Origin of the sequence: Streptomyces sp. NPDC056835 (genome assembly GCF_042789485.1) — a bacterium.
In the GTDB taxonomy this organism is placed as follows: domain Bacteria; phylum Actinomycetota; class Actinomycetes; order Streptomycetales; family Streptomycetaceae; genus Streptomyces.
Genome location: NZ_JBHUBB010000005.1, coordinates 154,736 through 178,634 on the forward strand (window position 1 = coordinate 154,736; position 23,899 = coordinate 178,634).

At 70.4% G+C, this 23,899-nt stretch carries 25 protein-coding genes; 9 read left to right on the top strand and 16 right to left on the bottom strand.

What is annotated here, in order from left to right:
* Positions 1–56 precede the first annotated feature (56 nt).
* Positions 57–2,177, bottom strand: a complete 2,121-nt coding sequence (gene glgX, locus ACFRMN_RS07815) for a glycogen debranching protein GlgX (protein ID WP_383014874.1) — start codon at positions 2,175–2,177, stop codon at positions 57–59.
* A gap of 440 nt (positions 2,178–2,617) precedes the next feature.
* Here glgX and ACFRMN_RS07820 point away from each other — a divergent pair, with 440 nt between their 5' ends.
* Together ACFRMN_RS07820 and ACFRMN_RS07825 are read left to right on the top strand one after the other, a co-directional pair.
* A complete protein-coding gene (locus ACFRMN_RS07820; protein WP_383014877.1) occupies positions 2,618–3,850 on the top strand; it encodes an SAV2148 family HEPN domain-containing protein in 1,233 nt (410 codons plus the stop codon).
* Positions 3,851–4,012: 162 nt separating this feature from the next.
* Positions 4,013–4,744 carry a 3'-5' exonuclease gene (locus ACFRMN_RS07825; protein ID WP_383014880.1) on the top strand — a complete coding sequence of 244 codons (732 nt, stop codon included), beginning with the start codon at positions 4,013–4,015 and terminating at the stop codon, positions 4,742–4,744.
* Between the two features lie 102 nt (positions 4,745–4,846).
* Here the strand turns inward: ACFRMN_RS07825 and ACFRMN_RS07830 are convergent, their stop codons facing one another.
* Positions 4,847–6,478 (bottom strand): putative glycoside hydrolase, encoded by a 1,632-nt coding sequence (locus tag ACFRMN_RS07830; RefSeq protein ID WP_383014883.1) that lies wholly within the window; start codon positions 6,476–6,478, stop codon positions 4,847–4,849.
* A gap of 203 nt (positions 6,479–6,681) precedes the next feature.
* Between ACFRMN_RS07830 and ACFRMN_RS07835 the strand changes: the two genes are divergently transcribed.
* Positions 6,682–7,692 (top strand): polysaccharide deacetylase family protein, encoded by a 1,011-nt coding sequence (locus ACFRMN_RS07835; protein WP_383014886.1) that lies wholly within the window; start codon positions 6,682–6,684, stop codon positions 7,690–7,692.
* Between the two features lie 246 nt (positions 7,693–7,938).
* Here ACFRMN_RS07835 and ACFRMN_RS07840 read toward each other — a convergent pair whose 3' ends face one another.
* The 3 genes from ACFRMN_RS07840 to ACFRMN_RS07850 form a co-directional block, all read right to left on the bottom strand.
* Positions 7,939–8,427 (bottom strand): hypothetical protein, encoded by a 489-nt coding sequence (locus ACFRMN_RS07840; RefSeq protein ID WP_383014888.1) that lies wholly within the window; start codon positions 8,425–8,427, stop codon positions 7,939–7,941.
* A gap of 138 nt (positions 8,428–8,565) precedes the next feature.
* On the bottom strand, positions 8,566–9,420 hold the full coding sequence (locus tag ACFRMN_RS07845; protein WP_383014891.1) for an ABC transporter permease: 855 nt from the start codon (positions 9,418–9,420) through the stop codon (positions 8,566–8,568).
* Positions 9,417–10,337, bottom strand: coding sequence for an ATP-binding cassette domain-containing protein (locus ACFRMN_RS07850; RefSeq protein WP_383014894.1), 921 nt, complete (start codon positions 10,335–10,337; stop codon positions 9,417–9,419). Before ACFRMN_RS07850 ends, ACFRMN_RS07845 begins: the two co-directional genes overlap by 4 nt.
* Before the next feature lie 205 nt (positions 10,338–10,542).
* Between ACFRMN_RS07850 and ACFRMN_RS07855 the strand changes: the two genes are divergently transcribed.
* Positions 10,543–11,739, top strand: a complete 1,197-nt coding sequence (locus tag ACFRMN_RS07855) for a sensor histidine kinase (RefSeq protein ID WP_383014896.1) — start codon at positions 10,543–10,545, stop codon at positions 11,737–11,739.
* Positions 11,736–12,398, top strand: a complete 663-nt coding sequence (locus ACFRMN_RS07860; RefSeq protein ID WP_383014899.1) for a response regulator — start codon at positions 11,736–11,738, stop codon at positions 12,396–12,398. The genes ACFRMN_RS07855 and ACFRMN_RS07860 overlap by 4 nt, the downstream gene beginning before the upstream one ends.
* Positions 12,399–12,546: 148 nt before the next feature.
* On the opposite strand, the gene ACFRMN_RS07865 is transcribed toward ACFRMN_RS07860, so the two are convergent.
* Positions 12,547–13,419 carry a phosphotransferase enzyme family protein gene (locus ACFRMN_RS07865; RefSeq protein ID WP_383014902.1) on the bottom strand — a complete coding sequence of 291 codons (873 nt, stop codon included), beginning with the start codon at positions 13,417–13,419 and terminating at the stop codon, positions 12,547–12,549.
* A gap of 165 nt (positions 13,420–13,584) precedes the next feature.
* On the opposite strand from ACFRMN_RS07865, the gene mgt reads away from it, so the two are divergent.
* The 4 genes from mgt (at position 13,585) to ACFRMN_RS07885 (ending at position 17,561) form a co-directional block, all read left to right on the top strand.
* Positions 13,585–14,856 (top strand): macrolide-inactivating glycosyltransferase, encoded by a 1,272-nt coding sequence (mgt, locus tag ACFRMN_RS07870; protein ID WP_383014905.1) that lies wholly within the window; start codon positions 13,585–13,587, stop codon positions 14,854–14,856.
* A 426-nt stretch (positions 14,857–15,282) separates the two neighbouring features.
* Positions 15,283–16,491: a S8 family peptidase gene (locus ACFRMN_RS07875; protein WP_383014907.1), complete on the top strand. Its 1,209-nt coding sequence runs from the start codon at positions 15,283–15,285 to the stop codon at positions 16,489–16,491.
* A 163-nt stretch (positions 16,492–16,654) separates the two neighbouring features.
* The gene (locus tag ACFRMN_RS07880; protein WP_383014909.1) at positions 16,655–17,203 is read left to right on the top strand and encodes a DUF1697 domain-containing protein; all 549 of its coding nucleotides are present in this window, start codon (positions 16,655–16,657) and stop codon (positions 17,201–17,203) included.
* A complete protein-coding gene (locus ACFRMN_RS07885) occupies positions 17,196–17,561 on the top strand; it encodes a DUF4440 domain-containing protein (RefSeq protein WP_383014912.1) in 366 nt (121 codons plus the stop codon). Before ACFRMN_RS07880 ends, ACFRMN_RS07885 begins: the two co-directional genes overlap by 8 nt.
* Here ACFRMN_RS07885 and ACFRMN_RS07890 read toward each other — a convergent pair.
* From ACFRMN_RS07890 to ACFRMN_RS07935, 10 genes are all read right to left on the bottom strand, one after another.
* A complete protein-coding gene (locus ACFRMN_RS07890; RefSeq protein ID WP_383014914.1) occupies positions 17,558–17,893 on the bottom strand; it encodes a PaaI family thioesterase in 336 nt (111 codons plus the stop codon). The genes ACFRMN_RS07885 and ACFRMN_RS07890 overlap by 4 nt on opposite strands.
* 161 nt (positions 17,894–18,054) lie before the next feature.
* Positions 18,055–18,306, bottom strand: a complete 252-nt coding sequence (locus ACFRMN_RS07895) for a hypothetical protein (RefSeq protein WP_383014917.1) — start codon at positions 18,304–18,306, stop codon at positions 18,055–18,057.
* Positions 18,303–18,569 (bottom strand): DUF1876 domain-containing protein, encoded by a 267-nt coding sequence (locus ACFRMN_RS07900; protein ID WP_383014920.1) that lies wholly within the window; start codon positions 18,567–18,569, stop codon positions 18,303–18,305. The genes ACFRMN_RS07895 and ACFRMN_RS07900 overlap by 4 nt, the downstream gene beginning before the upstream one ends.
* 130 nt (positions 18,570–18,699) lie before the next feature.
* Complete coding sequence (locus tag ACFRMN_RS07905; RefSeq protein WP_383014923.1) at positions 18,700–19,377, bottom strand: FG-GAP repeat protein; 678 nt, start codon at positions 19,375–19,377, stop codon at positions 18,700–18,702.
* Positions 19,378–19,506: 129 nt separating this feature from the next.
* Positions 19,507–19,884: a hypothetical protein gene (locus ACFRMN_RS07910; RefSeq protein WP_383014926.1), complete on the bottom strand. Its 378-nt coding sequence runs from the start codon at positions 19,882–19,884 to the stop codon at positions 19,507–19,509.
* 35 nt (positions 19,885–19,919) lie between these two features.
* Entirely contained in the window at positions 19,920–20,318 is a 399-nt protein-coding gene (locus tag ACFRMN_RS07915) for a copper chaperone PCu(A)C (RefSeq protein WP_383014929.1), read from the bottom strand.
* A 352-nt stretch (positions 20,319–20,670) separates the two neighbouring features.
* On the bottom strand, positions 20,671–21,300 hold the full coding sequence (locus ACFRMN_RS07920; RefSeq protein WP_383014932.1) for a DUF4253 domain-containing protein: 630 nt from the start codon (positions 21,298–21,300) through the stop codon (positions 20,671–20,673).
* Between the two features lie 273 nt (positions 21,301–21,573).
* Entirely contained in the window at positions 21,574–22,335 is a 762-nt protein-coding gene (locus tag ACFRMN_RS07925) for a hypothetical protein (RefSeq protein WP_383014935.1), read from the bottom strand.
* Positions 22,332–22,949 carry an RNA polymerase sigma factor gene (locus ACFRMN_RS07930; RefSeq protein ID WP_383014938.1) on the bottom strand — a complete coding sequence of 206 codons (618 nt, stop codon included), beginning with the start codon at positions 22,947–22,949 and terminating at the stop codon, positions 22,332–22,334. Before ACFRMN_RS07930 ends, ACFRMN_RS07925 begins: the two co-directional genes overlap by 4 nt.
* Before the next feature lie 154 nt (positions 22,950–23,103).
* Complete coding sequence (locus ACFRMN_RS07935) at positions 23,104–23,895, bottom strand: sirohydrochlorin chelatase (protein WP_383014941.1); 792 nt, start codon at positions 23,893–23,895, stop codon at positions 23,104–23,106.
* Positions 23,896–23,899: the final 4 nt, after the last annotated feature.

Here is a 23,899-nt window from a genome sequence, read left to right on the forward strand (position 1 = left end):
AGCGGGGCGGCGCGGCAACCGGATTCCGCGCGTGGGGGCCGCGCTCACGCATCGAGCTATTCCAGACGCATCAGCACCGTCATACTGCGGCCGATCATGGTGATCCGCTCGCCCCCGTCGACCTTCTCGCCCTGCCCCGGAGTCACTCCCTCCGGCCGGGCCGTGTCCACCATGATCCGCCAGTGCTCGCCGTGGTTCACCGGCACCACGAACTCCAGCTTCTCGGCGCTCGCGTTGAACATCAGCAGGAACGAGTCGTCCGAGATCCGCTCGCCGCGCGGCCCCGGCTCGGAGATCGCGCCACCGTTCAGAAAGACCGTCATGGCCTTGGCGTGCGCGGCCTGCCAGTCCTGCTGGGTCATCTCCTCGCCCTCCGGCGTGAACCACGAGATGTCCGACAGATCGTCGTGCGTGCCCTCCACCGGGCGCCCGTGGAAGAAGCGCCGGCGCCGGAACACCGGATGGTCGCGCCGCAGCCACACCATCGCCTGGGTGAACTCCAGCATGGTGGTGTCGGTCTCCGCGCCCTTCTCCGGCCAGCGGACCCAGGAGACTTCGTTGTCCTGGCAGTACGCGTTGTTGTTGCCGCCCTGCGTACGGGCGAACTCGTCGCCGTGGCTGAGCATCGGGACACCCTGCGAGAGCATCAGCGTCGCGATGAAGTTCCGCATCTGGCGGTTGCGCAGCTCCAGGATCTCCGGGTCGTCGGTGTCGCCCTCCGCCCCGCAGTTCCAGGACCGGTTGTGGCTCTCGCCGTCCCGGTTGGACTCGCCGTTGGCCTCGTTGTGCTTCTCGTTGTACGAGACGAGATCCTGCAGCGTGAAGCCGTCGTGGCAGGTGGTGAAGTTGATGGAGGCCAGCGGCCGGCGACCGTCGTCCTGGTACAGATCGGACGAGCCGGTCAGCCGGGACGCGAACTCCGCCAGTGTCCTGGGCTCACCCCGCCACAGGTCCCGTACGGTGTCGCGGTACTTGCCGTTCCACTCCGTCCACAGCGGCGGGAAATTCCCCACCTGGTAGCCGCCCTCGCCCACGTCCCAGGGCTCCGCGATCAGCTTCACCTGGCTGACCACCGGGTCCTGCTGGACGAGGTCGAAGAACGACGACAGCCGGTCCACCTCGTGGAACTGACGGGCCAGCGTCGCCGCGAGGTCGAAGCGGAAGCCGTCGACGTGCATCTCGGTCACCCAGTACCGCAGCGAGTCCATGATCAGCTGGAGTACGTGCGGGCTGCGCATCAGCAGGGAGTTCCCGGTCCCCGTGGTGTCCGTGTAGTAGCGGGGATTGTCGGCGAGCCGGTAGTACTGCGCGTTGTCCAGACCGCGGAAGGAGAGTGTCGGGCCGAGGTGGTTGCCCTCCGCCGTGTGGTTGTAGACAACGTCGAGGATGACCTCGATCCCGGCGCGGTGCAGCGCCCGTACGGCCTGTTTGAACTCCAGGACCTGTTCGCCCCGGTCGCCCCAGGACGCGTACGCGTTGTGCGGGGCGAAGAAGCCGATGGTGTTGTAGCCCCAGTAATTGCCGAGGCCGGCGTCGACCAGTCGGTGGTCGTTGACGAACTGATGCACCGGCATCAGCTCCAGCGCGGTCACGCCCAGCTCCGTCAGGTGTTCGATCACCGCCGGATGGGCGAGCCCGGCGTAGGTGCCGCGCAGCTCCTCGGGCAGCTCCGGATGGAGCATGGTCAGGCCCTTCACGTGGGCCTCGTAGAGCACCGTGCGGTGATAGTCCGTACGGGGCAGCCGGTCGTCGCCCCAGTCGAAGTACGGGTTGACGACGACGGAGGACATCGTGTGGGGGGCCGAGTCCATGTCATTGCGCGAGTCCGGCTTGCCGAAGTGGTAGCCGTACACCGACTCGCCCCAGTCGATACTGCCGCTGATCGCACGCGCGTACGGATCGAGAAGCAGCTTGGCGGAGTTGCAGCGGTGTCCGCGCTCCGGCTCATAGGGGCCATGGACCCGGAAGCCGTAGCGCTGACCGGGCATGATGCCCGGCAGATAGGCGTGCCGTACGAAGGCGTCCGTCTCGCGCAGCTCCACCGCCGTTTCTGAACCGTCGTCGTGCAGCAGGCACAACTCGATTCGGTTGGCGGCCTCTGAGTAGACCGCGAAGTTGGTACCGGCGCCGTCGTACGTGGCGCCGAGGGGATACGTCTGTCCCGGCCAGACCTGCATAGATAAGACTCTTCCATTTCTGATCCGGGTGCTGCGGGGCTCTTGAGAGGCCGCGCGCATAGGTGGGGCGGCCTCTGAGCCAGATCTTCCCCGAAAGAAGGGCAACCACCTAGGAACCCGATGGGTTCTTGCCTCTTCTTGCCGGTTCTCGGCCGGGGCGGCGCCGGGGACGGGGCCCGCCGTCAACCTCGCGTGACGGGCCGTCGCCGGGATCGCCGCGACCGTCCCGGCCGTCCCGCGCGCCTCATGGCGTCCCGGCGGACCCGGGTACGAACCAGGTCCAACCACTATGAATCACCTCACTCCGGTTGATCTCGGCGCCAGGAACAAGCCTCACGAATAAGGGAGTTGGGAAAGGAGCCTGTGCATCCTGCTGCACCGCCTCCGGGATGCGGAGTACCCTTCCTTGATCGTTGAAGGGGAGAGAAGGCGGTGCGCGGGTGAGCTCGGGAGGGCTGGAGTTGCCCCCTGGTGACGCAGGTCATACGGGGGAATCCGGCGACATCCCGCCCGGAGCGGTCTCCCTCGCGCGACCGATGGAGATCGGGGCGGAACTGGAGTGGGGCGCGGACGCCTGGAGTGAGGTACGTACGCGCGCACAGCGGGCCGGGCGCGCCTATATCTGGCTGAATCTCGTGGAACAGCGGCTGCGCGCGGTGGTCGCCGCGGTCCTGCGGCCCATCTATGAGCCCGTGCACGGCGAGGAGTGGGTGGTCGCCGCCGCCGGACCCGCCGGACAGGAGTGGGTGCAGCGCGCCGTCGCCGTACGAGAGGTGTCGCGGCGCAAGGGGTATCTGCTCGACCCGGCCGACGACAACGTCCTGAGCTTTCTCACCCTCCCGCAGCTGCGCGAGCTGATGGTCCAGCACTGGCCCTGCTTCGAGCCCTATTTCGACGACCGCCGGGACGTGGAACTGGCGCTGGACGAGCTGGAGGTCGCACGCAATGTCGTCTCCCGCAACCGCGCGCTCTCCGAGACGGTCCTCGCCCAGGCGGAGCGGGCCTCGGCCAAGCTCCTGGAGATCCTGGGCGGTGGCAGCGGGGTGCCCTCCGCGGCGCGGCTCCGGGTCGACGCCGTGGAGGACCTGGTCGGCGACCGGTACGCGGACGTGGTCTCCGTCCACCCCGACCGGGTGAGGCTGCAACGGCAGATCCCCGCCGAGGATCTCTTCGGCGGCGCCCGGCGTGTCGACGCCATCGGGATCGGTCTGAACCTGCTCGTACAGAACTTCTCGGGACGGCGGCTGATCCGGCTCGCCGAATCGGGCTGCCGGATACGGCTGGTCTTCCTCAACCCGGCGAGCAGCGCCGTCAAGCGCAGGGAGCGCGAGCTGGGGCTCAAGAAGGGCGAGCTGAGCCGGTCGGTCGAGATGAACATCCTTCATATGCGCCGGGTGCGCTCCAAACTGCGCGATCCGGGCGCCTTCGAGATCCATGTCTTCGACGAGACCCCGCGCTTCACCGCGTATCTCGTCGACGGGGACGGCTCCGACGGTCTGGCCGTCGTCCAGTCCTATCTGCGCCGGGCCCGGGGCATGGAGGCGCCGGTACTGGTGCTGAGGGGCGGCGGGCGTGAGGTGGTGCGCACGGGGCAGGACTCCGAGCACGGTCTCTTCCAGACCTACCGCGAGGAGTTCGAGTCGGTCTGGGCCGACTCCAGGCCGGTCTCCTGAGCCGGCGTCGGAGCCGCGACCCGGGGCCGGGAGCCGCGAGCCGGGGCCGGGAGCCGTGAGCCGGGGCCGGGGCCGGGGCCCGTGCCAGGGCACTGTCAGTGGTGCGTGGCAGGGTGAATGTCCAACGGGGGAAGCACCGCCGCACCATGAGGGAGGGCCACGATGACTTGGCATGGGGAATCACTGGTCGGTTTCGATCTGGAGACGACGGGCACGGAGCCGCTGGAGGCACGGATCGTGACGGCCGCGGTGGTCGAGGTGCGGGGCGGCGAGGTGATACGGCAGCGGACCTGGCTGGCCGACCCGGGCATCCGGATCCCCGCCCAGGCGTCCGCCGTGCACGGCATCAGCAGTGAACGGGCCGCGGCGGAGGGGCGTCCGGCGCCCGAGGTGGCCGCGGAGATCGCCGGGGTCCTCGGTGGGTACTGGACGCGCGGGGTGCCCGTCGTGGCGTACAACGCGCCGTTCGATCTGACCCTGCTCTCCGCCGAGTTGCGCCGGTACGGACTGCCGCCGCTGGGGCCGGTCGAGCCGGTGATCGATCCGTATACGATCGACCGCGCCGTCGACCGCTACCGCCGCGGCAAGCGCACGCTGGAGGCGGTCTGCGCGGAGTACGGCGTGGTGCTCGACGCCGCGCACGAAGCGGGCGCGGACGCGTTGGCGGCGGTCCGGGTGGCCACGGCGATAGCGGAGCGGCACGCCTCGGTGGCCGGGCTGACCCCGGCTCTGCTGCACGAGCGTCAGATCGGCTGGTACGCCGAGTGGGCGGCCGGCTTCCAGACGTTCCTGCGGAAGAAGGGCGACGCGGACGCGGTGATCGACGGGGTCTGGCCGCTGCGCGAGTCGGCGGCCGAGCCCGCGGCCGAGCACTCGGCCCGGATGACGCCCTGACGGTGCTGCCCTGACGGTGCTGCCCCGCGAGGTTCGAGGCGGGTGAGGGCACGATCGGGGTCTCCCCGGTACGTTCCAGTACGGGGGAGACCGCCGGCCTCGTCAGTGCGAGGCGATCTGCTGGAGCGCCGCTCCCTGGTAGCGGGCACCGGCGTTCCAGAGGATGAAGGACTTCATCTTGTTGGCCTCCGCGGCCTTGATCTGTTCGGCCACCTGCGTCGGCCCGTAGTGGCTGCCCATCGAGAAGTCCTGGAGCCACGGGACGATTTCGGTCTGGGTGCCCTTCGCCAGACGGGCGAAGTCGGCGAGCGAGCGCTGCACGATCTTGTACGGGGCGGTGTCGGGGTTGGCGACGCCGTACTCCCCCGGTCCCCAGTGGGACGGGTAGACCATCGGCGCGATGTAGTCGCTGACCTTGACCAGGGCGGCGATGTCCTGGGCGATCTCCTTGGGCCGGGTGGCGGCTATGCCGAAGACCGAGACGCCGAGGTACTTGGCGTGCGGGCGCATCGCGATCCGGGTGTCGCCGACGAACGAGGTGATGGCCTGCTCGGGCGTGGCGGACCCGATGCCCGGGAAGCGCATCTTCGACAGCGGGCCGTCGGGTCGCCGCACGTAGTCGTAGAGGATGTCGTCGAAACCGAGCTGAGCCGCTTCGACGGCGAGGTCCTGGTTGTACTTGCGGACCGTGGGGTCGGCGAAGTTGGTGAAGGCCAGCTTTCCGTAGTGGCCGCCGCCGGCGTACGCCTCTCCCTCGGGGGTCTGCACGACCTGGTCGCGCTTGCCGGCCTTCCAGGCCGCCGTGGCGAGCATGGGGTCGCGGAAGGCGACGATGCGGCCGATGACCTGGGCGCCGGCGGCGTGGATCTCGGCTATCGCCTTGCGGGCGTCGTAGTAGCCCTTGGCCGAGCCGATCTGACGGGCCAGCGGCACCTGGGAGGCGTACCCGACCTCACCGTCCTCGTCCTTGACGTCCAGTTCGATGGCGTTGAGCTTGCCGCTGCGGACCAGCGCGAGGACGTTGGTGCGCAGGGTCTTGTCGCCCCAGCCGATGGCGGTGATGTGCGCGGCACGGATCATGGGGCGACGGCCCCGGGTCGATACGGCCTTGGCGGTGAGGTTTCCGGCGCGGTCCACGGCGCTGATGTTCACGACGGGTGTGCCCTTGGGCACCGTGATCTTGAAGACCCCCTCCTTGTCGACGGGAACCTCCTTGCCGTCGACGCTCACCTTGGCGTCGGTGGAGGCCTTGCCGGTGACGATCACGGGGTCGGTGACGTTCTTGATCTCGGGGTCGGCCACCTTCAGGTCGGGAGCGGTGGTGTCCACGGTGAAGCCCACGACTTCCCGGTACGAGGCGAAGGGGAGACTGCTGTCGCCCTCCACCACCAGGACGTGCTTTCCCTCGGTCAGCCGCGGGATGGCGAGTTTCAGCCGGGTGCCCTCAGCTTTGATGGGGACCACCGCGCCGTCGAGGGTGGCGCGCACCTTGTCCTTGCCACCGGCCGTCTCGGCGTCGATGTAGGCGCTCACCTGTGCGGCCTTGCGCCCGTTGAGGACAGCGCCGTCGGCGAGACCGTGCACGCCCGGTCCCGGCGCGAGGAAGGTCCAGGCTCCGACGCCCGCTCCGGTCAGCGCGAGCGCCACGGCTGTCGCTATGAGGGCGCGCCGACGGCCCGGACGGCTGGGACGGTAGGGGGAGGAGGTTGCGTACGATATGTGCTTCGTGGTCATCAGGAAGTCCTTCGTGCAGTGGGCCGGTTGGTCCCTCCATTGATTGCCACACCGGTGTGTCGCACCTCCTGTTCTGTCCGGATGTCACACGAACGGCCGCTTTTCGCCCCGGCGTGGTGACTGCGCCATCCAGGGGACGATGCGGTACAGGGGCCTCCTCCGCCGGTAGGGATGGCGCGACACATTCGCCTTGGAGGTCCTTCATGCGCCACCCTCTCGTCCCGCTCTGCGCCCTGGCGGGCGCCGCCCTGCTCGCCTCGGGCTGTTCCCCAGGGTCGTCACCGGCCGCCGGGGGACAGCAGGGGGCCGCCTCGGCCGCCGCGGCCAGCGCCGTCGCCGCGAAAGCCCCGGCGGAGGTCGGCGCCGACGAACTAGGCCAGGTGCCGGTGCTGATGTACCACCAGCTCACCGCGAAACCGGCCGGCGTCTACGACCGCACCCCGGCCGATTTCCGGGCCGAGATGGAGCGCCTCGCCCGGGAGAAGTACGTGCCGGTCACCGCCCGGGACTTCCAGACGGGCCGTATCGACATCCCGGCCGGAACGCACCCGGTGGTCCTCACGTTCGACGACTCGACCAACAGTCAGGTGAGCCTCGACCAGAACGGCAACCCGACGCGGGACTCGGCTATCGCCATCCTGGCGGAGACGGCGAAGAAGCACCCCGGGTTCAAGCCGGTGGCGACCTTCTTCGTCAACGCGGACGCCTTCTCGGCCACCGGTTCCGCCAAGGCGCTGAAATGGCTGAAGGAGCACGGGCACGAGATCGGTAACCACACCGACCGCCACCCGAACCTGGGCTCCCTGGACCAGGCGGGCGCCGCGCGGGCCATCGTCGGCGGACAGCAGGCGATCCAGAAGGCTTTGCCCGGAGCCAAGGTCACGTCCCTCGCCCTGCCCTTCGGCGCCATGCCCAAGCCGCCCGAGGTCGCCGCGAAGGGAACGGGCTACCGCAACGACGGGGTGTATCTCGTGGGAGCCAACCCCTCGGTCTCGCCGTACGCCAAGACCTTCGCACCCGGCGCGATCCCGCGGATCCGCTCGGCGGGCCCCAAGGACCCGGACGCCGAGTTCGGTTCGTCGCGATGGCTGGACAAGCTCGCCGAAGGAAAGAACTGGTACGTCTCGGACGGGGACCCGAACACGGTCGCCTTCCCCAGCGGCTCGCAGGACCAGGTGGCACCGGCCTTCGCGAAGCGGGCCCGGCCCTACTGAGACGAGTCATTCCGACGTCCCGTCCGCCCCTGGGGGCGGACGACGCTACTTCGGAATGACTCGTCTGAGACACCGCGCGACGTTTGCCCCGCCGCGTCGTCCAGTGCGTACGCTCGCACGTACTGGACGACGCTCCGGCCGGGGCTTCACCCCGATTCCGAAGCGACGGGGCCGTCGGGCGAACCTACGGATGGCTGATACTCCACCGCCGCCCCGCGACCTCTCCCCGCCCACCCGCGGGCTCTCTCATCCGTCGGACGCCGGAATCAGACGCGGCCTGAGGCCGAGGGACCAGTCCTGCGGGGGATAAGTGGCCCCCGGCGCGGCGAGGCAGACATCGATTTCGGCGGCGATGTCGCCGTCGAAGAAGGCACTGGCGTCACGGACCGTCTCCAGCGCCCGGACCGTGCGCTCACCCAGGGGGCGGGCCATGCGTTCTGTGCCGCTCGGCAGCGTTATCGGCTTGCGCCGGGCCCACTTGATCGCTTTGGCGGCCTTGTCCAGTCCGGCGGTGGCATAACCGATCGCCAGGGCGATCCGCTCGGCGGACTCCAGTGCGCCGTTGCGCAGCTCGCCGATACCGATCAGCGTCTGCTGCGGACTTCCCGCGGACATGTCCTCGCCCCGCTGCGACCCGAGCACCTCGTGCAGATGTGTGTCCTCCTCTCGCAGCAGCCTCACCGCGTGGTCCATGGCCTTGAGTACCCGGACCAGCTCGCTGACATCAGCAGCCATCGATCGCCCCTTCCGACGATTTCCTGAACCGACCATAGATCCCGGGCTCCGCGCCAGTCCGCTGATTCCGAACACGTCAGCCTGACGTGAACTCACTGCTCCTGAGGCACGTTCACAAGGCGCGTTCACAAGGCGCGTTCACACGTCGCGGTGCCGCACGACGACCACCGCGATCGCGATTGTGATCAGCGGCCAGAGCGCGTACACAATCCAGGAGCCGGGGACCGTGGCGGTGAATATGTGGGAATCGGGCGACGGCCCCCAGTTCTGGACCAGGCGCCTCCAGGCGCTGACCACCATCGCGTGGTTGACGTCGGCGGACCAGCGCTCGCTCCGCGAGAAGAGCGGGGGCAGCATCAGCAGCGTGAAGATGCTGGTGATCATGGTCGCGGCGCTGTGCCGGATCAGGACGCCGAGGCCCAGGCCGATCAGTGCGCAGACCGGGGCCAGGAGCGCGGATGCCACCAGCGCCCGGAACACTCCGGGGTGGGTGATCGGGACCCCGGCGTGCCGTCCGTTCAGGATGGCCTGGGAGACCAGGAAGGAACCGGTGGAGACGGCGGTGCCGACCGCGGTCCACAGCGCGGCGGTGACGACCGCCTTGGCCAGCACCACTGAGGCGCGGGCGGGTACGGCCACGGTGGTGGTGCGGATCAGTCCGCTGCTGTACTCGCTCACGACGGAGAGAGCGCCGACACTGCCGGCGACGAGCATCAGTGTCATGTAGCCGGCCGGCGGATAGGCGTCGAAGGGCAGGAAGTCGTGGGGCTGCCGTGTGCTCGGGCCGGTGCCCGCGAGGTTGTTGTAGTCCGCCAGCGCCGCCACGGCGGCGGACCCGATGACGAACAGGGTGGTGAGCGTGATGGTCCAGAGGGTGGAGCGCAGGGACCGCGTCTTGATCCACTCGGAGGCGAGCAGATCCCGGAAGCGGGCGGGCGGCTCGGCGAAAGGCGCCGCCGAGGCGGCCGGGGGGACGGCGGTGGGTGTGGTCATCGGGGCTGTCCTGCCAGGTATTCGACGCTGTCGGCGGTGAGTCGCATAAAGGCTTCCTCCAGTGAGGCGGTTCGGGTGGTCAGCTCGTTCAGCGGGATCCGGTTCTCGAAGGCGAGTGCTCCGATCCGGTCCGCCGGCAGCCCGGTCACGGCGAGCTTCTCGGCGCCCGGCGAGCCCTCCGGCTCGACCGACGCGCCCGCGGCGGTCAGCACCGCGGCGAGCTCGGCGGCCCGCGGTGTGCCCACCACGACGTCGAGGCGGGTGCCGCGCGCCGCGAAGTCCCGTACCGACTCGGCGGCGATGAGCCGGCCGCGGCCGATGACAACCAGCTGGTCGGCGGTGTTCTCCATCTCCGACATGAGGTGGCTGGAGAGGAAGACCGTGCGGCCCTCGGCCGCCAGGCGCCGGAAGAGGCGGCGCACCCAGAGCACGCCCTCCGGGTCCATGCCGTTGACCGGTTCGTCGAACATCAGCACGGGCGGGTCGCCGAGCAGGGCGGTGGCGATCCCGAGCCGCTGCTTCATGCCGAGCGAGAACCCGCCGATGCGGCGGGTCGCCGCCTCGGTCAATCCCACTTCGTGCAGGACCTCGTCCACACGGCGCGGGGCGATCCCGTTGCTGCGGGCCAGGGCGGACAGGTGGGCCGCCGCGCTGCGTCCGCCGTGGACCTGACCTGCGTCGAGGAGGGCGCCGGCGTGCCGCAGTCCGCGTGAGTGGTGGCGGAAGGGGACACCGCTGACGGTGGCGGTGCCGCCGGTGGGCGCGTCCAGGCCGAGGATCATCCGCAAAGTGGTGGTCTTGCCGGCTCCGTTGGGGCCGAGGAATCCGGTGACCTGGCCCGGCCGCACGGTGAAGGACAGCTGGTCGACGGCGGTCTTGCCGCCGTAGCGCTTGGTGAGTTCGTTGACTTCGATCACGGGGGCAACCCTGCCGGGAGGTTCACGTACGGTCATGGGGCCGTGGGCGGCAATCGCGCGGCCGCCTTCGCCCGCGGGCGTACGTCCCCGGGCCGATGCCGCGTGGGCGGTGGCTGGTTAGTCTCGCGGAATGGACGTGACATCGACCGCCCCGTCGCCCGCGCGTTTCGCGGGGCGGCCTGCCTCTCGAAAAAGCACACCGCCGATGACGAGAACGAAGGCCATGGCCTGGGCCGGGGGTGTCCTGTACCTCTGCGCGGCGGGTCTGCTGGTGGGGGGTGCGATGCGGGCTTCGGGCACGGTCCACGCTGTCGGGTCGCTGCTGGCCGGGTGCCTGCTCGTCGGCGTACTGCGACGGACGCCGCTGCTGGCTCTGGCCATGACGCTCTTCGGATCCACCGCCGTGGTGGTATTCACTCCTGGCCCCGTCCACGCGGACCCGCCGGGTTCGTATCAGGGGGAGTTTCTGTCGTATCTGGCGGTGGACCTTGTCCTGGGCTTCATTGTCGCCACCCGCACGCGGCGCGCTTCGATCGTCGCCGTGGCCGTCTCTTTCACCGTGCAGCTCTTGCTGATCGGGGGCTTCGCCGGCGGGGACAATCTGACCGTCAACGGCGTGATCGCCCTGTTGGCGATGGGCGCGTCCTGCACGGTCGGTCTGCTGAGCCGTGAGCGCCGGCTGCTGAGTCGCGAGCGCCGCGAGCACGCGGTGGCGCTGCGTTCGCAGGAGGTGGCCGAGGCGGTGACCGCCGAGCGGCTGCGGATCGCGAGGGAGTTGCACGACATGGTCGCGCACAGCATCGGCATCATCGCCATCCAGGCCGGGGTGGGGAACCGGGTCATCGAGACGCAGCCCGAGGAGGCCCGCGCCGCGTTGCGAGCCATCGAGGCCACCAGCAGAGAGACCCTGTCGGGCCTTCGGCGCACGCTGGTGGCGCTCCGCCGGGCCGACCGGGGAGCGACGGCCCCGGGACAGGCGCCGCCCGAGCCCTCGCCGGGTCTGGCGGACATCGAACGGCTGGCGGCGGCGACCGCGGACGCGGGAGTACGCGTCGACGTGCGCCACAGAGGGGAGCGGCGTCCGTTGCCGGCCGATATCGACCTTTCCGCCTACCGCATCGTGCAGGAGGCGCTGACCAACGTGGTCCGCCACGCGGGCACCGGGCGTTGTCGGGTGGTCATCGACTACGGGGACGAGGAGCTGTCCGTGGAGGTCGTCGACGACGGGCGCGGCGCCGTCGAGAACGACTCGGCACACGGCTTCGGTCTCGTAGGCATGCGGGAGCGGGTCGGCCTGCTGCACGGCCACCTCAGCGCCGGGCCGCGTCCCGAGGGCGGCTTCCGGGTGGCGGCCGGGCTGCCCCTGCCCGAACGCGTCGGGATCGCGATGGAGGCCCGATGACCGTCCGGGTCGTGCTCGCCGACGACCAGCCGTTGGTGCGGTCCGGTCTGCGCGTGATCCTGGCCGATCACGACGACCTGGAGGTCGTCGGTGAAGCCGCCACCGGCGTCGAGGCGGTCCAACTGGTCAGGGATGTCAGCCCCGACGTCGTGGTGATGGACATCCGGATGCCCGGTATGGACGGGATCGAGGCCACTCGCCTGATCACCGCCGGTCCCGCGACGACCCGCGTCCTCGTCCTCACCACCTTCGACGAGGACGACCACGTCTACGGCGCGCTCCGGGCCGGTGCGAGCGGCTTCGTGCTCAAGGACATGACACTGGACGACATCATCATGGCGATCCGCGTGGTCGCCGCCGGCGACGCACTGATCGCGCCCGGTGTGACGCGCCGTCTGATCGCGGACTTCGTCGGGCGTCCTGGGACTGCCCCGGAGCGTTCCCCCCGGCCGGTCGAGGGCATCACCGACCGGGAACGGGAAGTGCTGGTCCTGGTCGGACGCGGCCGGTCGAACACCGAGATCGCGGCGGAGCTCTTCATCACGATGGCCACCGCCAAGTCGCACGTGTCACGGCTGTTCACCAAGCTGGGTGCCCGGGACCGGGTCCAGCTCGTGATCACCGCCTATGAGATGGGCCTGGTCACGCCGCCTCGCTGAGCGCGTCCCGGACCCGGCCTGGTGCCGCTCCGCGGAATGAGCCCTTCGGGTCGCCGCGTACCACGTGAACGCGTGCGGGTCGGCACCTCGCGCTGGAGAAGATCAGGGCTGTCGGGCTGTCGGGCTGGCGCGGGCCCGCGCGGGCTGGTCAGAACGGGTACCAGCGGACCTCGGGATCGTCGTCGCGCAGCGAGGCGACCCGGCGGCGGAACTCGTCGAGCGCCTTGGGGTTGGCCGGGGCGTGCTGGGCCACCCAGGCGCAGCTGGCCGTCTCGCGGGCGCCGCGCAGGACCGGGCAGCCCGGCCATTCGCGTACGTCCCAGCCGTAGACCGTCGTGAAGGTGTCGTACGCCTCGGCGGGCAGACCGTACCGGTCGCGGGAGAGCGCCATGACCACCAGATCGTGTTCCCTGAGGTCCGAGGAGAAGGTCTCCAGATCGACCAGCACGGGGCCGTCCGGGCCGACATGGACATTGCGCGGCAGCGCGTCGCCGTGGATCGGGCCCATCGGCAGCCGGGGGACGAGCGTGGCCGCGGCCTCGGCGAAGCCGTCCCGGCGGCCGCGCAGATAATCGGCGTCGGCCGGGTCGATCGCGTCCCCGGCGATCCGCAGCCAGCGCTCGACGCCACCGAGCAACTCCCGGCGGGGGAGCGTGAACAGCGACGGGTCCGGGGCGGGCAGGGCGTGCACCAGCCGCAGCAGGGACGCCAAATCACCGGGCCCGGCGGGCCGTACGGCGGTGGGCAGCCGGTGCCAGAGCGTCACCGGATGACCGTCCACCGACCGCGCCTCCGGTTCGGCCGCCCGTACGGCCGGAATGCCGCACTCCGCGAGCCAGGACGCGAGGGCGACCTCGCGGCGCGCCCGCTCCAGCAGCTCGGTGTGGGCCGTCGCGTCCCGGCCGACCTTGACGACCAGATCGGCCGTTCCGAATACCGCGTTCTCCCCCAGGGCCAGCAGTTCCGCGTCGCGCGGCAGCCCCGTCGCGGCCAGGATCTCCCGCGCCCGCGCCTCGTCCATCGATGGCTCACTTACCTCTGGTGGTCTACCTCTAGTGGTCGCACCTGTCCGGCAAAGTCTCGCATCCGTGCCTGTCCGCCCGACGAACCGAGGGGCCGACGAACCGGGGGGCCGAGGGGCCGACGAACCGAGGTGGCAGGACGGGGGCGGCGGACCGAGTCGTTAATGGAGTTGTACGAGACGTCTCGTCTCGTCTACGGTCGGGCCATGACCGCATCGAAGCGTGCCCATATCGCCATGTTCTCCATCGCCGCCCACGGGCATGTGAACCCGAGCCTGGAGGTCATCCGGGAACTGGTCGCCCGGGGCCACCGCGTCAGTTACGCGATCCCCGTCTCCTTCGCCGCGAAGATCGCGGCCACCGGCGCCGATCCGGTGATCTACACCTCCGTACTGCCCGGCCCGGACGACGATCCCGAAGACTGGGGCACGGAACTGATCGACAATCTGGAACCGTTCCTCAACGACGCCGTCCAGGCGCTGCCCCAGCTGGCCGAGGCGTTCGAGGACGACCGTCCCGACCTGGTCCTCGGTGACACCACGTCCTATCCGGCGCCCGTGCTCGCCCACCGCTGGGGCGTTCCGTACCTCCAGTTCTCGACGCACATGGTCGCCTGGGAGGGGTACGAGAAGGATGTCGCCGAGCCCATGCACGCGGAGCTCGACGCCTCCGAACGCGGCAGGGCGTACCTGGCGAGGTTCCAGGAGTGGCTGGACGAGCACCACATGGACCACACCGACCCGGACCGGCTGATCGCCAGGCCCGACCGTTCGCTCGTTCTGATCCCCAAGGCGCTCCAGTACAACGCCGGGAGCGTGGACGAGTCCGTGTTCACCTTCGTCGGCGCCTGTCAGGGGGACCGCGCGGAGCAGGGGGAGTGGCGGCGGCCCGCCGGGGCGGAGCGGGTGCTGCTGATCTCGCTCGGTTCGGCCTTCACCAAGCGGCCCGCCTTCTACCGGGCGTGTGTCGAGGCGTTCGGCGATCTGCCGGGCTGGCATGTCGTCCTGCAGATCGGCGCGTATGTCGACGAGGCCGAGTTGGGCGACGTGCCGGCCAATGTGGAGGTGCACCGCTGGGTGCCGCAGCTCGCCGTACTCAAGCAGGCCGACGCGTTCATCACCCACGCGGGCGCCGGCGGCAGCCAGGAGGGTCTGGCGACGGGCACGCCGATGGTCGCAGTGCCACAGGCCGTCGACCAGTTCGGCAACGCCGACACGCTGGTCGCGCTGGGCGTGGCGCGCCGTCTCGACACGGAGGCGGCCACCCCCGAGGCCCTGCGCGCGGCGGTCCTCGCCGTGGCCTCGGATGCCGAAGTGGCCCGGCGGCTCGGGGAGATCGGCCGCGAGATGGCGGAGGAGGGCGGTACGCGACGGGCGGCGGATCTGATCGAGGAGGCCCTGCCGGAGGGCGTGGTCCGAACGGCGGGTGAGGTCTGAACGGCGGGCGTGGTCTGAACGGCAGTGTGGTCCGAGCGGCAGCGTGGTCCGAGCGGCGCGTGTTCGCCGAGCGGCGCGTGCCGGCTGAACGGCCTTCCCGGGCACGCGGATCGGGCACGGTCGGGTTCAAGCCGTGTCATCCCGCGCGCCCGCGGTCCGGGAGGGGGATCTTCTCCTCCCGGGGCCGTAGGGACATCTCTCATGAAAAGTGATCGAAGCCCCCTGCTTCTCCGGGGAGTTGGCGGCCAGGACCGACGTGTTCCGGACTGGCCGATTTCTTATTACGGAAAATTGTTTACCGCGTCACGGCCGCATGAAGGCCTTGATATGAGCGCGTCAATCGGCCAGGGTTTCGCATCAGTCCGCCGGAGATCTTCCGTCCGGCGGGCGATCCCCCCACAGACAGTGACGAGGAGTCCCCTCTTCATGGCTATACAGAAGCGCGCGAGCAGGATCAAGCTCACCGCCGCCCTCACCGCCGTGGCCGCCGCGGCCGGAATCACCGCGTTCACCTCCCCCACAGCGGGCGCGGCTCCGGCACAGGGAGTGGTGTACGGCGCCGACGCCAAGGACGCGGTCGCCGGCAGTTACATCGTGCTGCTGGACCGGAAGACCGCCAGGAAGACCGACAAGACGGACCTCGCGAAGGAGTACGGGGGCCGGCTGGAGCGCAACTACAGCACGGCCGTCAACGGCTTCTCCGCCAGTGGACTCACCGAGAAGGAGGCCAAGCGCCTCGCGGCCGACCCGGGTGTCGACAAGGTCGTCCAGAACAGGACGTTCACCGTCAGCGCCACCCAGGACAACCCGCCGTCCTGGGGTCTCGACCGGATCGACCAGACCGCGACCGCCGGTGACAGCGCCTACACCTACCCGGACAGCGCGGGCGAGGGCGTGACGGCGTACGTCCTGGACACCGGAGTCCGGATCAGCCACCAGGACTTCGAGGGCCGCGCGAGCTACGGCTACGACGCCATCGACGGTGACAACAGCGCCGACGACGGTTACGGCCATGGCACGCATGTGGCCGGCACCATCGCGGGCGCCGCGCACGGCGTCGCCAAGAAGGCCAAGATCGTCTCTGTCCGGGTGCTCGACGACAACGGCTCGGGCACCACCGAGCAGGTCGTGGCCGGAATCGACTGGGTCGCCGCCAACCACCAGGGCCCGTCCGTCGCCAATATGAGCCTCGGCGGCGGCGCCGACCCCGCCCTCGACGAGGCCGTCCGTAACGCCATCGCCTCCGGCGTCACCTTCGGCGTCGCGGCCGGAAACAACGCCGGCGACGCGAGCCTGACCTCGCCGGCGCGGGTCGAGGAGGCCATCACGGTCGCCTCGTCCACCGAGGCCGACGCTCAGTCCAGCTTCTCCAACTACGGCGCGCTGGTGGACCTGTACGCGCCGGGCTCCGCCATCACCTCGGACTGGAACGACAGCGACACCGGCGTCAACACCATCTCCGGCACCTCGATGGCGACGCCGCATGTCGTCGGCGCCGCCGCGCTCTATCTCGCCGGTCACCCGGACGCCACTCCGGACCAGGTCGCCACGGCCCTGACCGACGGCGCCATCCCGGACGCCATCACCAACCCGACCGCGGGCACACCGAACAAGCTGCTCAAGATCGTCGAGTAACCAGGCACACCAGGCACACCAGCCACATCCGGTACGTCCGGCACACACGGTACGTCCGGCAGGGCTCAGCACGTCCGGCGGCCGTCGCGCTCTCCCCCACGGAGTGCGGCGGCCCGCTCGCGCCGGGAGCCCCACGCGCGGCCTCCCGTCCTATCGTGTGCTCATGACCACGACGTACGCCGCCCTCCTGCGCGGAATCAATGTGAGCGGCCACAGACGGGTCCCGATGGCCGACCTTCGCGCGCTGCTCTCGGAGCTGGGCCACGGTGATGTCCGTACCTACCTCCAGAGCGGCAACGCCGTCTTCACCAGCGAATCGGACGACGAGAGCGCCCTCGGCGCCGCTCTGGAGCGCGCCATCGAGCAGCGCTTCGGGTTCACCGTCGACTGTCTGGTGCGCGGCGGCCCGTATCTGCGGGCCGTCAGCGAAGCCTGCCCCTTCCCGGCGCACAGGCTGGAGGGCAAGCAGCTCCATCTCACCTGCTTCTCCGAGCCGATAGGCCCCGAACGCCTCGCGTCGCTCGATCCGGCCGCCTACTTCCCCGAGGAATTCCGGCTGGGCGACCGCGCGCTGTATCTGTACGCGCCGGACGGCCTCGGCCGCTCGAAACTCGCCGGAGCGCTGGCCCGCCCCACCCTGTTCAAGGGCGTCATCGCCACCACCCGCAACTGGAACACCGTCCTCAAACTGGTGGAGCTCACCCGTGACTGACCGAACGTCCGCGATCTCCGCCGCCATCCGGGCCGAACTGCGGCTGCTCGACCGGGCGGTACGGTCCTCCCCGGTCCTTCTGGCGGAGCTTCTCCACCCGGACTTCCGGGAGTTCGGCGCCTCCGGCCGGGAGTGGGACCGGGCCTCGGTCATCGCCCTGCTCACCGAGCAGGGAGGCACGTCGGCGCCCCCGCCGATCACCACCTCCAAGATGCGGGGCGTGCGCCTCGCGCCCGACGTGGTGCAGCTGACCTACGACAGCGACTCCAACGGCCGGCGGGCGCACCGCAGTTCACTGTGGCGGCTGACCGATGACAGCTGGCTGCTCTTTTTCCACCAGGGCACGCTGTTCGATTAGGCCCTGTCCCCGTTCCCGTTCACGCGGATCAGCGTCTGCCGGCCGGTCGCCACGAGCGTCCGTCGGCCGTCCTGGACGCCGAACCCCTCCAACTGGCAAACGGTCAGCGTCCGTCCGGAGCTCACGACCGTTCCCACCGCCTCGATGTGATCACCTTCGGCAGGCGCGATGAGATTGATCTTGTACTCCACCGTGAGCACCGAGGTGTTCTCGGGAAACACGGCGAAGGCCACGTAGCCGCCGGCGCTGTCCGCGATGGCGCTGGTGGCGCCCGCGTGGAAGTAGCCGTGCTGCTGGGTGACTTCGGGCCGGCCGGGGAGGATGATGTGCACGCGTCTGGTGCGATGTGCGCCAGCCGTGCGATGTGCGCCAGCCGTGCACCGAGATGGCCCATCAACCCCTGGCGCTCGAAGCCGGCCTGGACGCGATCCCGCAACTCGGGGCTCGCCTGCTCCTGCCGTGCCGGGTTTTCCCCGTGCTCTGCTTCCGTCCGTCAGCCGGTCAGGCCCTCCACGAGGAGGAAGCCGCCGATGGCGATCATCATCGCACCGGAGGCGCGGGTCACCGCACGGGCCGCTGAGGGCCGCCGCGTCTTCAGCACGGTGCGGGCGAGCACGCCGACGGCGAGGTGGACGATCGCGCAGCTGACCTCGACCCTCGTGATGAAGCACGTCGTCGACGACCGCCCATGCCCGAGTAACCGCTCTCCCCCGACACCGCCGCTGGGTTGGCCGGGCGTCGTCACCTCCGGGAGGACTCCGCGGGGCCGGCGAGGTCGACGATGTCGTCGGAGGCGACATCGTGCAGGCGGATGGCCAGATCCTCCAGCGCGCGGCTGGCGGCGAGCTCGTCGCCTATCTCGGGTACGGTCCGGTCGATCGGATTGCGCCGGGCCATGCCTCTGCCCGCGAGACGTGAGGTGTCCTTGGTGGTCAGGATGGCATCGGCCTTGGTCTCGTCACCCTCTTCTGTGATGTGGATCTGCACGGTCCAGTCCTTGGATTCCATGGCTATCACCTTCCGCTCTTCCGAGTCTCCGGACGGACGCGCGCCATGAATAGGGCCGAACGGTACCGGCCGGGGTCCCCGGGGCCGGTTCTCCGGCCCCCGGGGACCCTGTCCGCCTGACAGACAGCTCCTACGGAGCCGGCGTCCGGCCGAGATGCGCGGTCGCCGGGGTACCCAGATTGGAGCGGCTGTAGTAGACGCCGCCCCTTGCCGAGATGCCCGGGCTCCCGCTCCCGCTGTCCGGGTGCAGGACGACTCCGTCGCCGCCGTCCTCGCCGTCCTCGCCGTCCGCCCTGATCGCGAGATCCGCGCGGCCGAAGCCGGAGAGATCGTGCAGGACGACGGACGAGGCGAGCCGGTCGCCGAACCCGGTGGCACCGGCGATGTCGGTCGTGTCCTGCGAGTACGAGAGCTCGCCGGTGCCGGTGATGCCGGTGGCGCTGCCCCGGAACAGCAGCGCGGTTCCCGCGAGCTTCTCGCCCGCGGCGCGGGTGGCGGTGGCGGTGGTGTAGGACGTACCGGAGCTGAGATTCGGGCCGTACAGGACCGTGACCGCTCCCGCGTCGGCGTGGCCGGTGGTGTCGTCCTCGCCCGGGGAACCGAGTGCCAGGTCCGCGTATCCGTCGCTGTTCACATCACCGTACGCGGGGGAACCGCCGAACTCGTCGCCGGTCAGATCCGAGGTGGCGAGCGCGTGCGAGATACCGGGGGTCGCCGCCAGGGTGCGGATCAGCGGCAGCTTCGCGTAGAGACCCGCGCCGGGGCAGGCGGTGGCGTTGGTGTCGCGGTGGCCGAAGACCCGCGGCAATGTGACCGCCCTTGGCGACGAGATTGCCGTCAACGCCCTTGTCCGAACCCGCGGGGTGCCGGAAGGTCTTGGGGCCGCGCCTGCGTCCGGTGACCTCATCGCGCCCCGCAGGCCGGCGAGGTCGGGGCGTTACTTCTCGATCGCGATGTCGGCGAAGCTGATGACGAACGCGTCGGGGTCGTCGTCCTCGTCCAGGTGGTAGCTGGCGCTGGCCCAGGCGTCAGTGAGGCGGACGCGGCGGGACGTGGGGTCGGCGGGGTCGCCGGCGATGAGGATGACGTCCTGGTGGGTGTCGGTGTTCTCGACGTCCTCGACCCAGTTGGTGGTGGCCGGGTGGCGGCTGTCGCCGCGGGTGAGGACCACGTCGCCCCACAGGGGCACGGGAGCCTTGGCGTTGGCGGTGAGGAAGGAGTCGATGTCGAGTTCGGTGCCGGTGATGTTGAGCTTGGTGACGGAATCGAGTGTTTCGGCCTGGTTGTTGCCGAGGTCGAGGTGGTACATGGGCATGTCCGGGTCTCCTGGTGGCGTCGGTGGGGTCAGGGTCAGTACAGCTCGGGCGAGGTACGGACAGGCATGCGGACCTTGAAGACAGTGCCGTTGTCCAGGAAGAAGATGACGCGGGCGTTGTCGCCCGGGGTGATCAGGCGGGTCGGCTTCTCAAACATGATGTGGTAGCTGCCCGGAACGAATGAGAACTCGCCCTTGGCGGGGACGGTGACCCCGTCGAGCCTGACCATCTTGGAGCTCTCGCTGTCGGTGACGGTCTGGTAGATCGTGATGTTCTTGTAGTCAGGGCTCTTGATCTTGGTGACCTTGATGTCCTTGTCGGCGGAGTTCTTCAGGCCGATGTAGCCGGCGGCGGGCAGCGCGTTGGGCAGCCAGCGGACCCATACGCTGTTCTTCGCGACCGTGATGTCAGTAGAGACCGGTGTCTTCGCCATCGATGTGACTTCCTTTCACAGGGGCGCCCCTCGCCCCCATCCGGCCAACACGCTATGCAGCCGCCCGATCACGCGAGTCGCTGCGCGCGGAAGATCATCCGATCGGGTGGCAAGCGCCCTGCCCCCTACGCACACCGGTCTTCTTTGAGGGCTCAAAAGCCCGGATCGACGGAGGATGTCGCGTTGACGCCGAGGCCGACGTCGGGGACAGCACCCGTGGACAGTGGGCCAACGCTCCAGGGTGCTCGTTCTCGCGTCAGCTCCCGCCGTCGAGGCCCGGCCTTCGCCCAGCGGCCGCTATGGGCCACAAGCACCATCCCGACCACTCGCGCGAGAATTGATCTACGGTCACTCAGTCCCACCAGAACGACCAGACGGGCTCGTCGCGCAGTTGCACGGCATACCGCGGGAACGTCTCGCTGAAGCTCTGGTAGATGTTGGCGGGGCAGAGCAGCAGATGCTCCAGCGCCATGTGCACGGACTGCTCGGGGCCGGTCGGCGGTGCCGCCACGGAGACGTAGAGCATCGAGCCCGTCATCCCGAGCACCCGCGCGCCGAACCGGTCCTCCCAGGTGCGCAGAACGGCCGACAGCACGGCGGGGCGAATATGGTTCGCCGAGCCGAGCCAGCCGGTCACCGCCGGGATGTCGGCGCTGCGCGCGGCGGCGACCAGGCCCAGGTGCTGGCGTCCTTGCGGCAGCCGGGGGCAGGTGTCGGCGACAGCGCGCCGGGCCGCGGCCTCCGGGTCGGGGATCCTCGCCGGTGCCGGGGCGAGTCCCGGCCATGACTCGTACGGTGGACCGGGGTCGTACCGGGGCTTGTACCGGGTCTGTCGGTACTCCTCCCACGACGTCGCCAGCCACTCCTCCCCGTCGACGGCGTCGACGTCGGCGCTCGCGCCCGGAGCCGGCCGCTGTCCGGCCGGCCCACGAACACCGGCCGCAGGCCCGTCTCGTCCTGCCGCTCCTGCACCGCGCCCCACCGGCGGACGATGTCGTCGACGGGCTCGTCGGAGAGCCACATCACGCAGTCGTCCGCCTCGTCGGCCTCCTCGACGGAACGTTCCGTTCCGCCGCGGAGGATGAACCGGCCCGGTGGCAGCGCGTCCGGTGAACCGGCTAAGCCGGCGGCCCAGTCCGGCGCCGGGCCCGTCACGCGGCCCGCCTCGTTCTCGTATGCACTGGGTTCCCCTTTCGTCCGGTCGCCCGAATGACCCAGCGCGGGGCGGGCTCGAACCGTCACTTCGGGACGGTTCTCAGGAGGTCTTCTGCTGCTGCCCCTTGCCGTTCTCGGCCGGGCCCTTCCCGGTCTCGTCCTCCGGTTTGTCCTCCGGCGTTCTCTCCGGGGTGGGCTCCGGTGTGGGCTCCGGGGAGGGGGGGTATCCCAGGAGGGCGGTGCAGTACGCCGGTACGTGCTCCTCGCCGCCCGCCGCCTGGACGAGGCGCTGCCAGGCCGTCGCGTTCAGGGCGTTGCCCCGGCCGGTGACCTTCTCGAAGTTGCGGCAGTGCACCTCGGTGGACCTCGACCGGGGAGGGGAGCCCCGCGGGGTGTCGTCGGGTGAGGCGCTGAGGGACGGGGGCGGCGCGGAGGACGACGGCGTGGACTCGCCGGTCTGTTGTCCGGGCGTCCCGGAGCCGGTGGAGGAGGCGGGGGGCGAAGCGGTACTCGACGGGGGACTCTCCGGACTCTTGGCGGGGCGGCCGGGGGCGTGGGGGACGCCGAACGTGGCGACGGCCACCCCGCCGAGGGTGAGGCTCGCGAGGAGCGCGCCCGCCGTGGCGCGCCAGGCGCGTGCGGTGAACCGCCGGGGGCGGTGCGGGCGCCAGTCGTCCCTGCGGCGGGTGCGCGCGGTGAGCGCCCCGGCGTCGCGGGCGGCGCGGAACGCCGCGAGGGCCTGGTCCTGTGACTCCTGGGCGGGGGAGTCCGCGCGTACGGCGGCGGCGAGGATGGCCTCGACGGACGGTTCGTGCGGCGCGCCGCCCGTACCGCCCGTGCCGCCCGACTGGTGTGTGTTCATCTTGACTTCCCCAGCGTGGGAGAGGGCTCATCCGTCACAGTCGGTACGCGCAGCCGCTGCGCCAGCCGTTTGAGACCGCGGTACGCGGCTGTCCGTACGGCGCCCGGACGCTTGGCCAGGACCCTGGCGGCGGCGGGACCGTTGAGCCCGACGACGACACGGAGGAGCACCGCCTCCGCCTGGTCCCGGGGCAGTTCGGCGATCAGCGCGAGCACCTGCTGGGTCGAGACGGTTTCGAACGCCTCGTCCTGGGTGCTGTGGGCGCCGGGGAGGTCGAGTAAATCCTGCTCGAAGGCGGAAGGGCGCGGCCGGGACTTCTGCCGGCGCAGATGGTCGAGCGCGCGGTGCCGGGCGATGGTCGCCGTCCAGCCCCGGAAGCCCGCCCCGTCGCCGCGGAAGCGCCCCAGATCGCGGGCGATCTCCAGCCATGCGTCGGCCGCCACATCCTCCGCCTCGTCCCCGACCAGCCCGCGCACATAACCGAGCAGCCCGGGCTGGACCAGACGGTACGCGATGGCGAAGGCGGCCTCGTCCCCCTCCTGGGCGCGCGCGACCGCCGCCCCCAGTTCCTCGTCGTGCTGGTGGGCGCGGCGGCCCTCGCCTGCCTGTTTCAACGCTTCCCTATCCGTGCCGGTACGGCACAGTCCCACCCCGTGCCACTGCCTCTCATGATGATCAGCGCGCGCGAGCACAGGAATGTCACAGGGTCCCCGCGAACCTCACAGGACCGGCCTGTCACAGGACCCGGCCCGTCACCGGGCGGCGTGGCTACGCGGGGCGGCCCAGCGCCGCGAGGTGTTCCGGGGCCGACGCCCTCTCGTCGTATCTGCGCAGCAGCAGCCGCGCCAGCTCGGGGGCGTCACCAAGCACCCCGGCCAGCACATCCGCGCCGCCCTCCCGGGCACCGGCCGCGATGCGGTCGGGCAGGAATCCGGGAGCGATGACGTACGGGGCCACGGCGACCCGCCGTACGCCGTCCGCGCGCAGCGCGCGGACCGCGTCCTCGGTGCGGGGCGGTGATGCGGAGGCGAACGCAGGCCGCACGGCGCACCAACCGGTGTGCCGCCACTCCCGCGCGATTTCAGCGATCACTGCGATCGCCTCCGGGTCGGAGGAGCCCGCCGAGGCCAGGACGACCCCGGTCGAGCCCTTGTCGGCGGGGGTGAGCCCCGCCTCGTACAGCCGCCGCTCCAGCGCGTCCGTCAGCAGCGGCGAGGGGCCGAGCACCTCGGCCTGCCGGATCCGCAGCAGCGGGTGGCGCACCGACGCCTCGCGCAGCACCGCCGGGATGTCCGACTTGGCGTGGAAGGCGCGCGTCAGCAGCAGCGGCAGGGCGATCACGTCCCGTACGTCCTCCAGCGCCAGCCGGTCGAGCAGCTGGGGCACGGACGGGGCGTTGAAGTCCAGGAATCCGGCCTCCACACGCAGCCCCGGCCGCAGCGACCGCAGCCGCCCGGCGAGGGCGTGCACGGTCGCGGCGTGCCGGGGATCGCGGCTGCCGTGGGCGATGACCAGCAGTACAGGAGGGTACGCGTGGCGTGTGGGGTGCCTGTGGTGCATGGGA

Bases quoted from the DNA above. Each gene is read 5' to 3' on its own strand.
- ACFRMN_RS07910 (WP_383014926.1), bottom strand. From the start codon at position 19,884: ATGCCCATGTACCACCTCGACCTCGGCAACAACCAGGCCGAAACACTC.
- ACFRMN_RS07875 (WP_383014907.1), top strand. From the start codon at position 15,283: ATGGCTATACAGAAGCGCGCGAGCAGGATCAAGCTCACCGCCGCCCTC.
- ACFRMN_RS07925 (WP_383014935.1), bottom strand. From the start codon at position 22,335: ATGAACACACACCAGTCGGGCGGCACGGGCGGTACGGGCGGCGCGCCG.
- ACFRMN_RS07935 (WP_383014941.1), bottom strand. From the start codon at position 23,895: ATGCACCACAGGCACCCCACACGCCACGCGTACCCTCCTGTACTGCTG.
- ACFRMN_RS07855 (WP_383014896.1), top strand. From the start codon at position 10,543: ATGACGAGAACGAAGGCCATGGCCTGGGCCGGGGGTGTCCTGTACCTC.
- ACFRMN_RS07840 (WP_383014888.1), bottom strand. From the start codon at position 8,427: ATGGCTGCTGATGTCAGCGAGCTGGTCCGGGTACTCAAGGCCATGGAC.
- ACFRMN_RS07900 (WP_383014920.1), bottom strand. From the start codon at position 18,569: ATGGAATCCAAGGACTGGACCGTGCAGATCCACATCACAGAAGAGGGT.
- glgX (WP_383014874.1), bottom strand. From the start codon at position 2,177: ATGCAGGTCTGGCCGGGACAGACGTATCCCCTCGGCGCCACGTACGAC.
- ACFRMN_RS07915 (WP_383014929.1), bottom strand. From the start codon at position 20,318: ATGGCGAAGACACCGGTCTCTACTGACATCACGGTCGCGAAGAACAGC.
- ACFRMN_RS07865 (WP_383014902.1), bottom strand. From the start codon at position 13,419: ATGGACGAGGCGCGGGCGCGGGAGATCCTGGCCGCGACGGGGCTGCCG.
- ACFRMN_RS07860 (WP_383014899.1), top strand. From the start codon at position 11,736: ATGACCGTCCGGGTCGTGCTCGCCGACGACCAGCCGTTGGTGCGGTCC.
- ACFRMN_RS07845 (WP_383014891.1), bottom strand. From the start codon at position 9,420: ATGACCACACCCACCGCCGTCCCCCCGGCCGCCTCGGCGGCGCCTTTC.
- ACFRMN_RS07835 (WP_383014886.1), top strand. From the start codon at position 6,682: ATGCGCCACCCTCTCGTCCCGCTCTGCGCCCTGGCGGGCGCCGCCCTG.
- ACFRMN_RS07830 (WP_383014883.1), bottom strand. From the start codon at position 6,478: ATGACCACGAAGCACATATCGTACGCAACCTCCTCCCCCTACCGTCCC.
- mgt (WP_383014905.1), top strand. From the start codon at position 13,585: ATGGAGTTGTACGAGACGTCTCGTCTCGTCTACGGTCGGGCCATGACC.
- ACFRMN_RS07880 (WP_383014909.1), top strand. From the start codon at position 16,655: ATGACCACGACGTACGCCGCCCTCCTGCGCGGAATCAATGTGAGCGGC.
- ACFRMN_RS07825 (WP_383014880.1), top strand. From the start codon at position 4,013: ATGACTTGGCATGGGGAATCACTGGTCGGTTTCGATCTGGAGACGACG.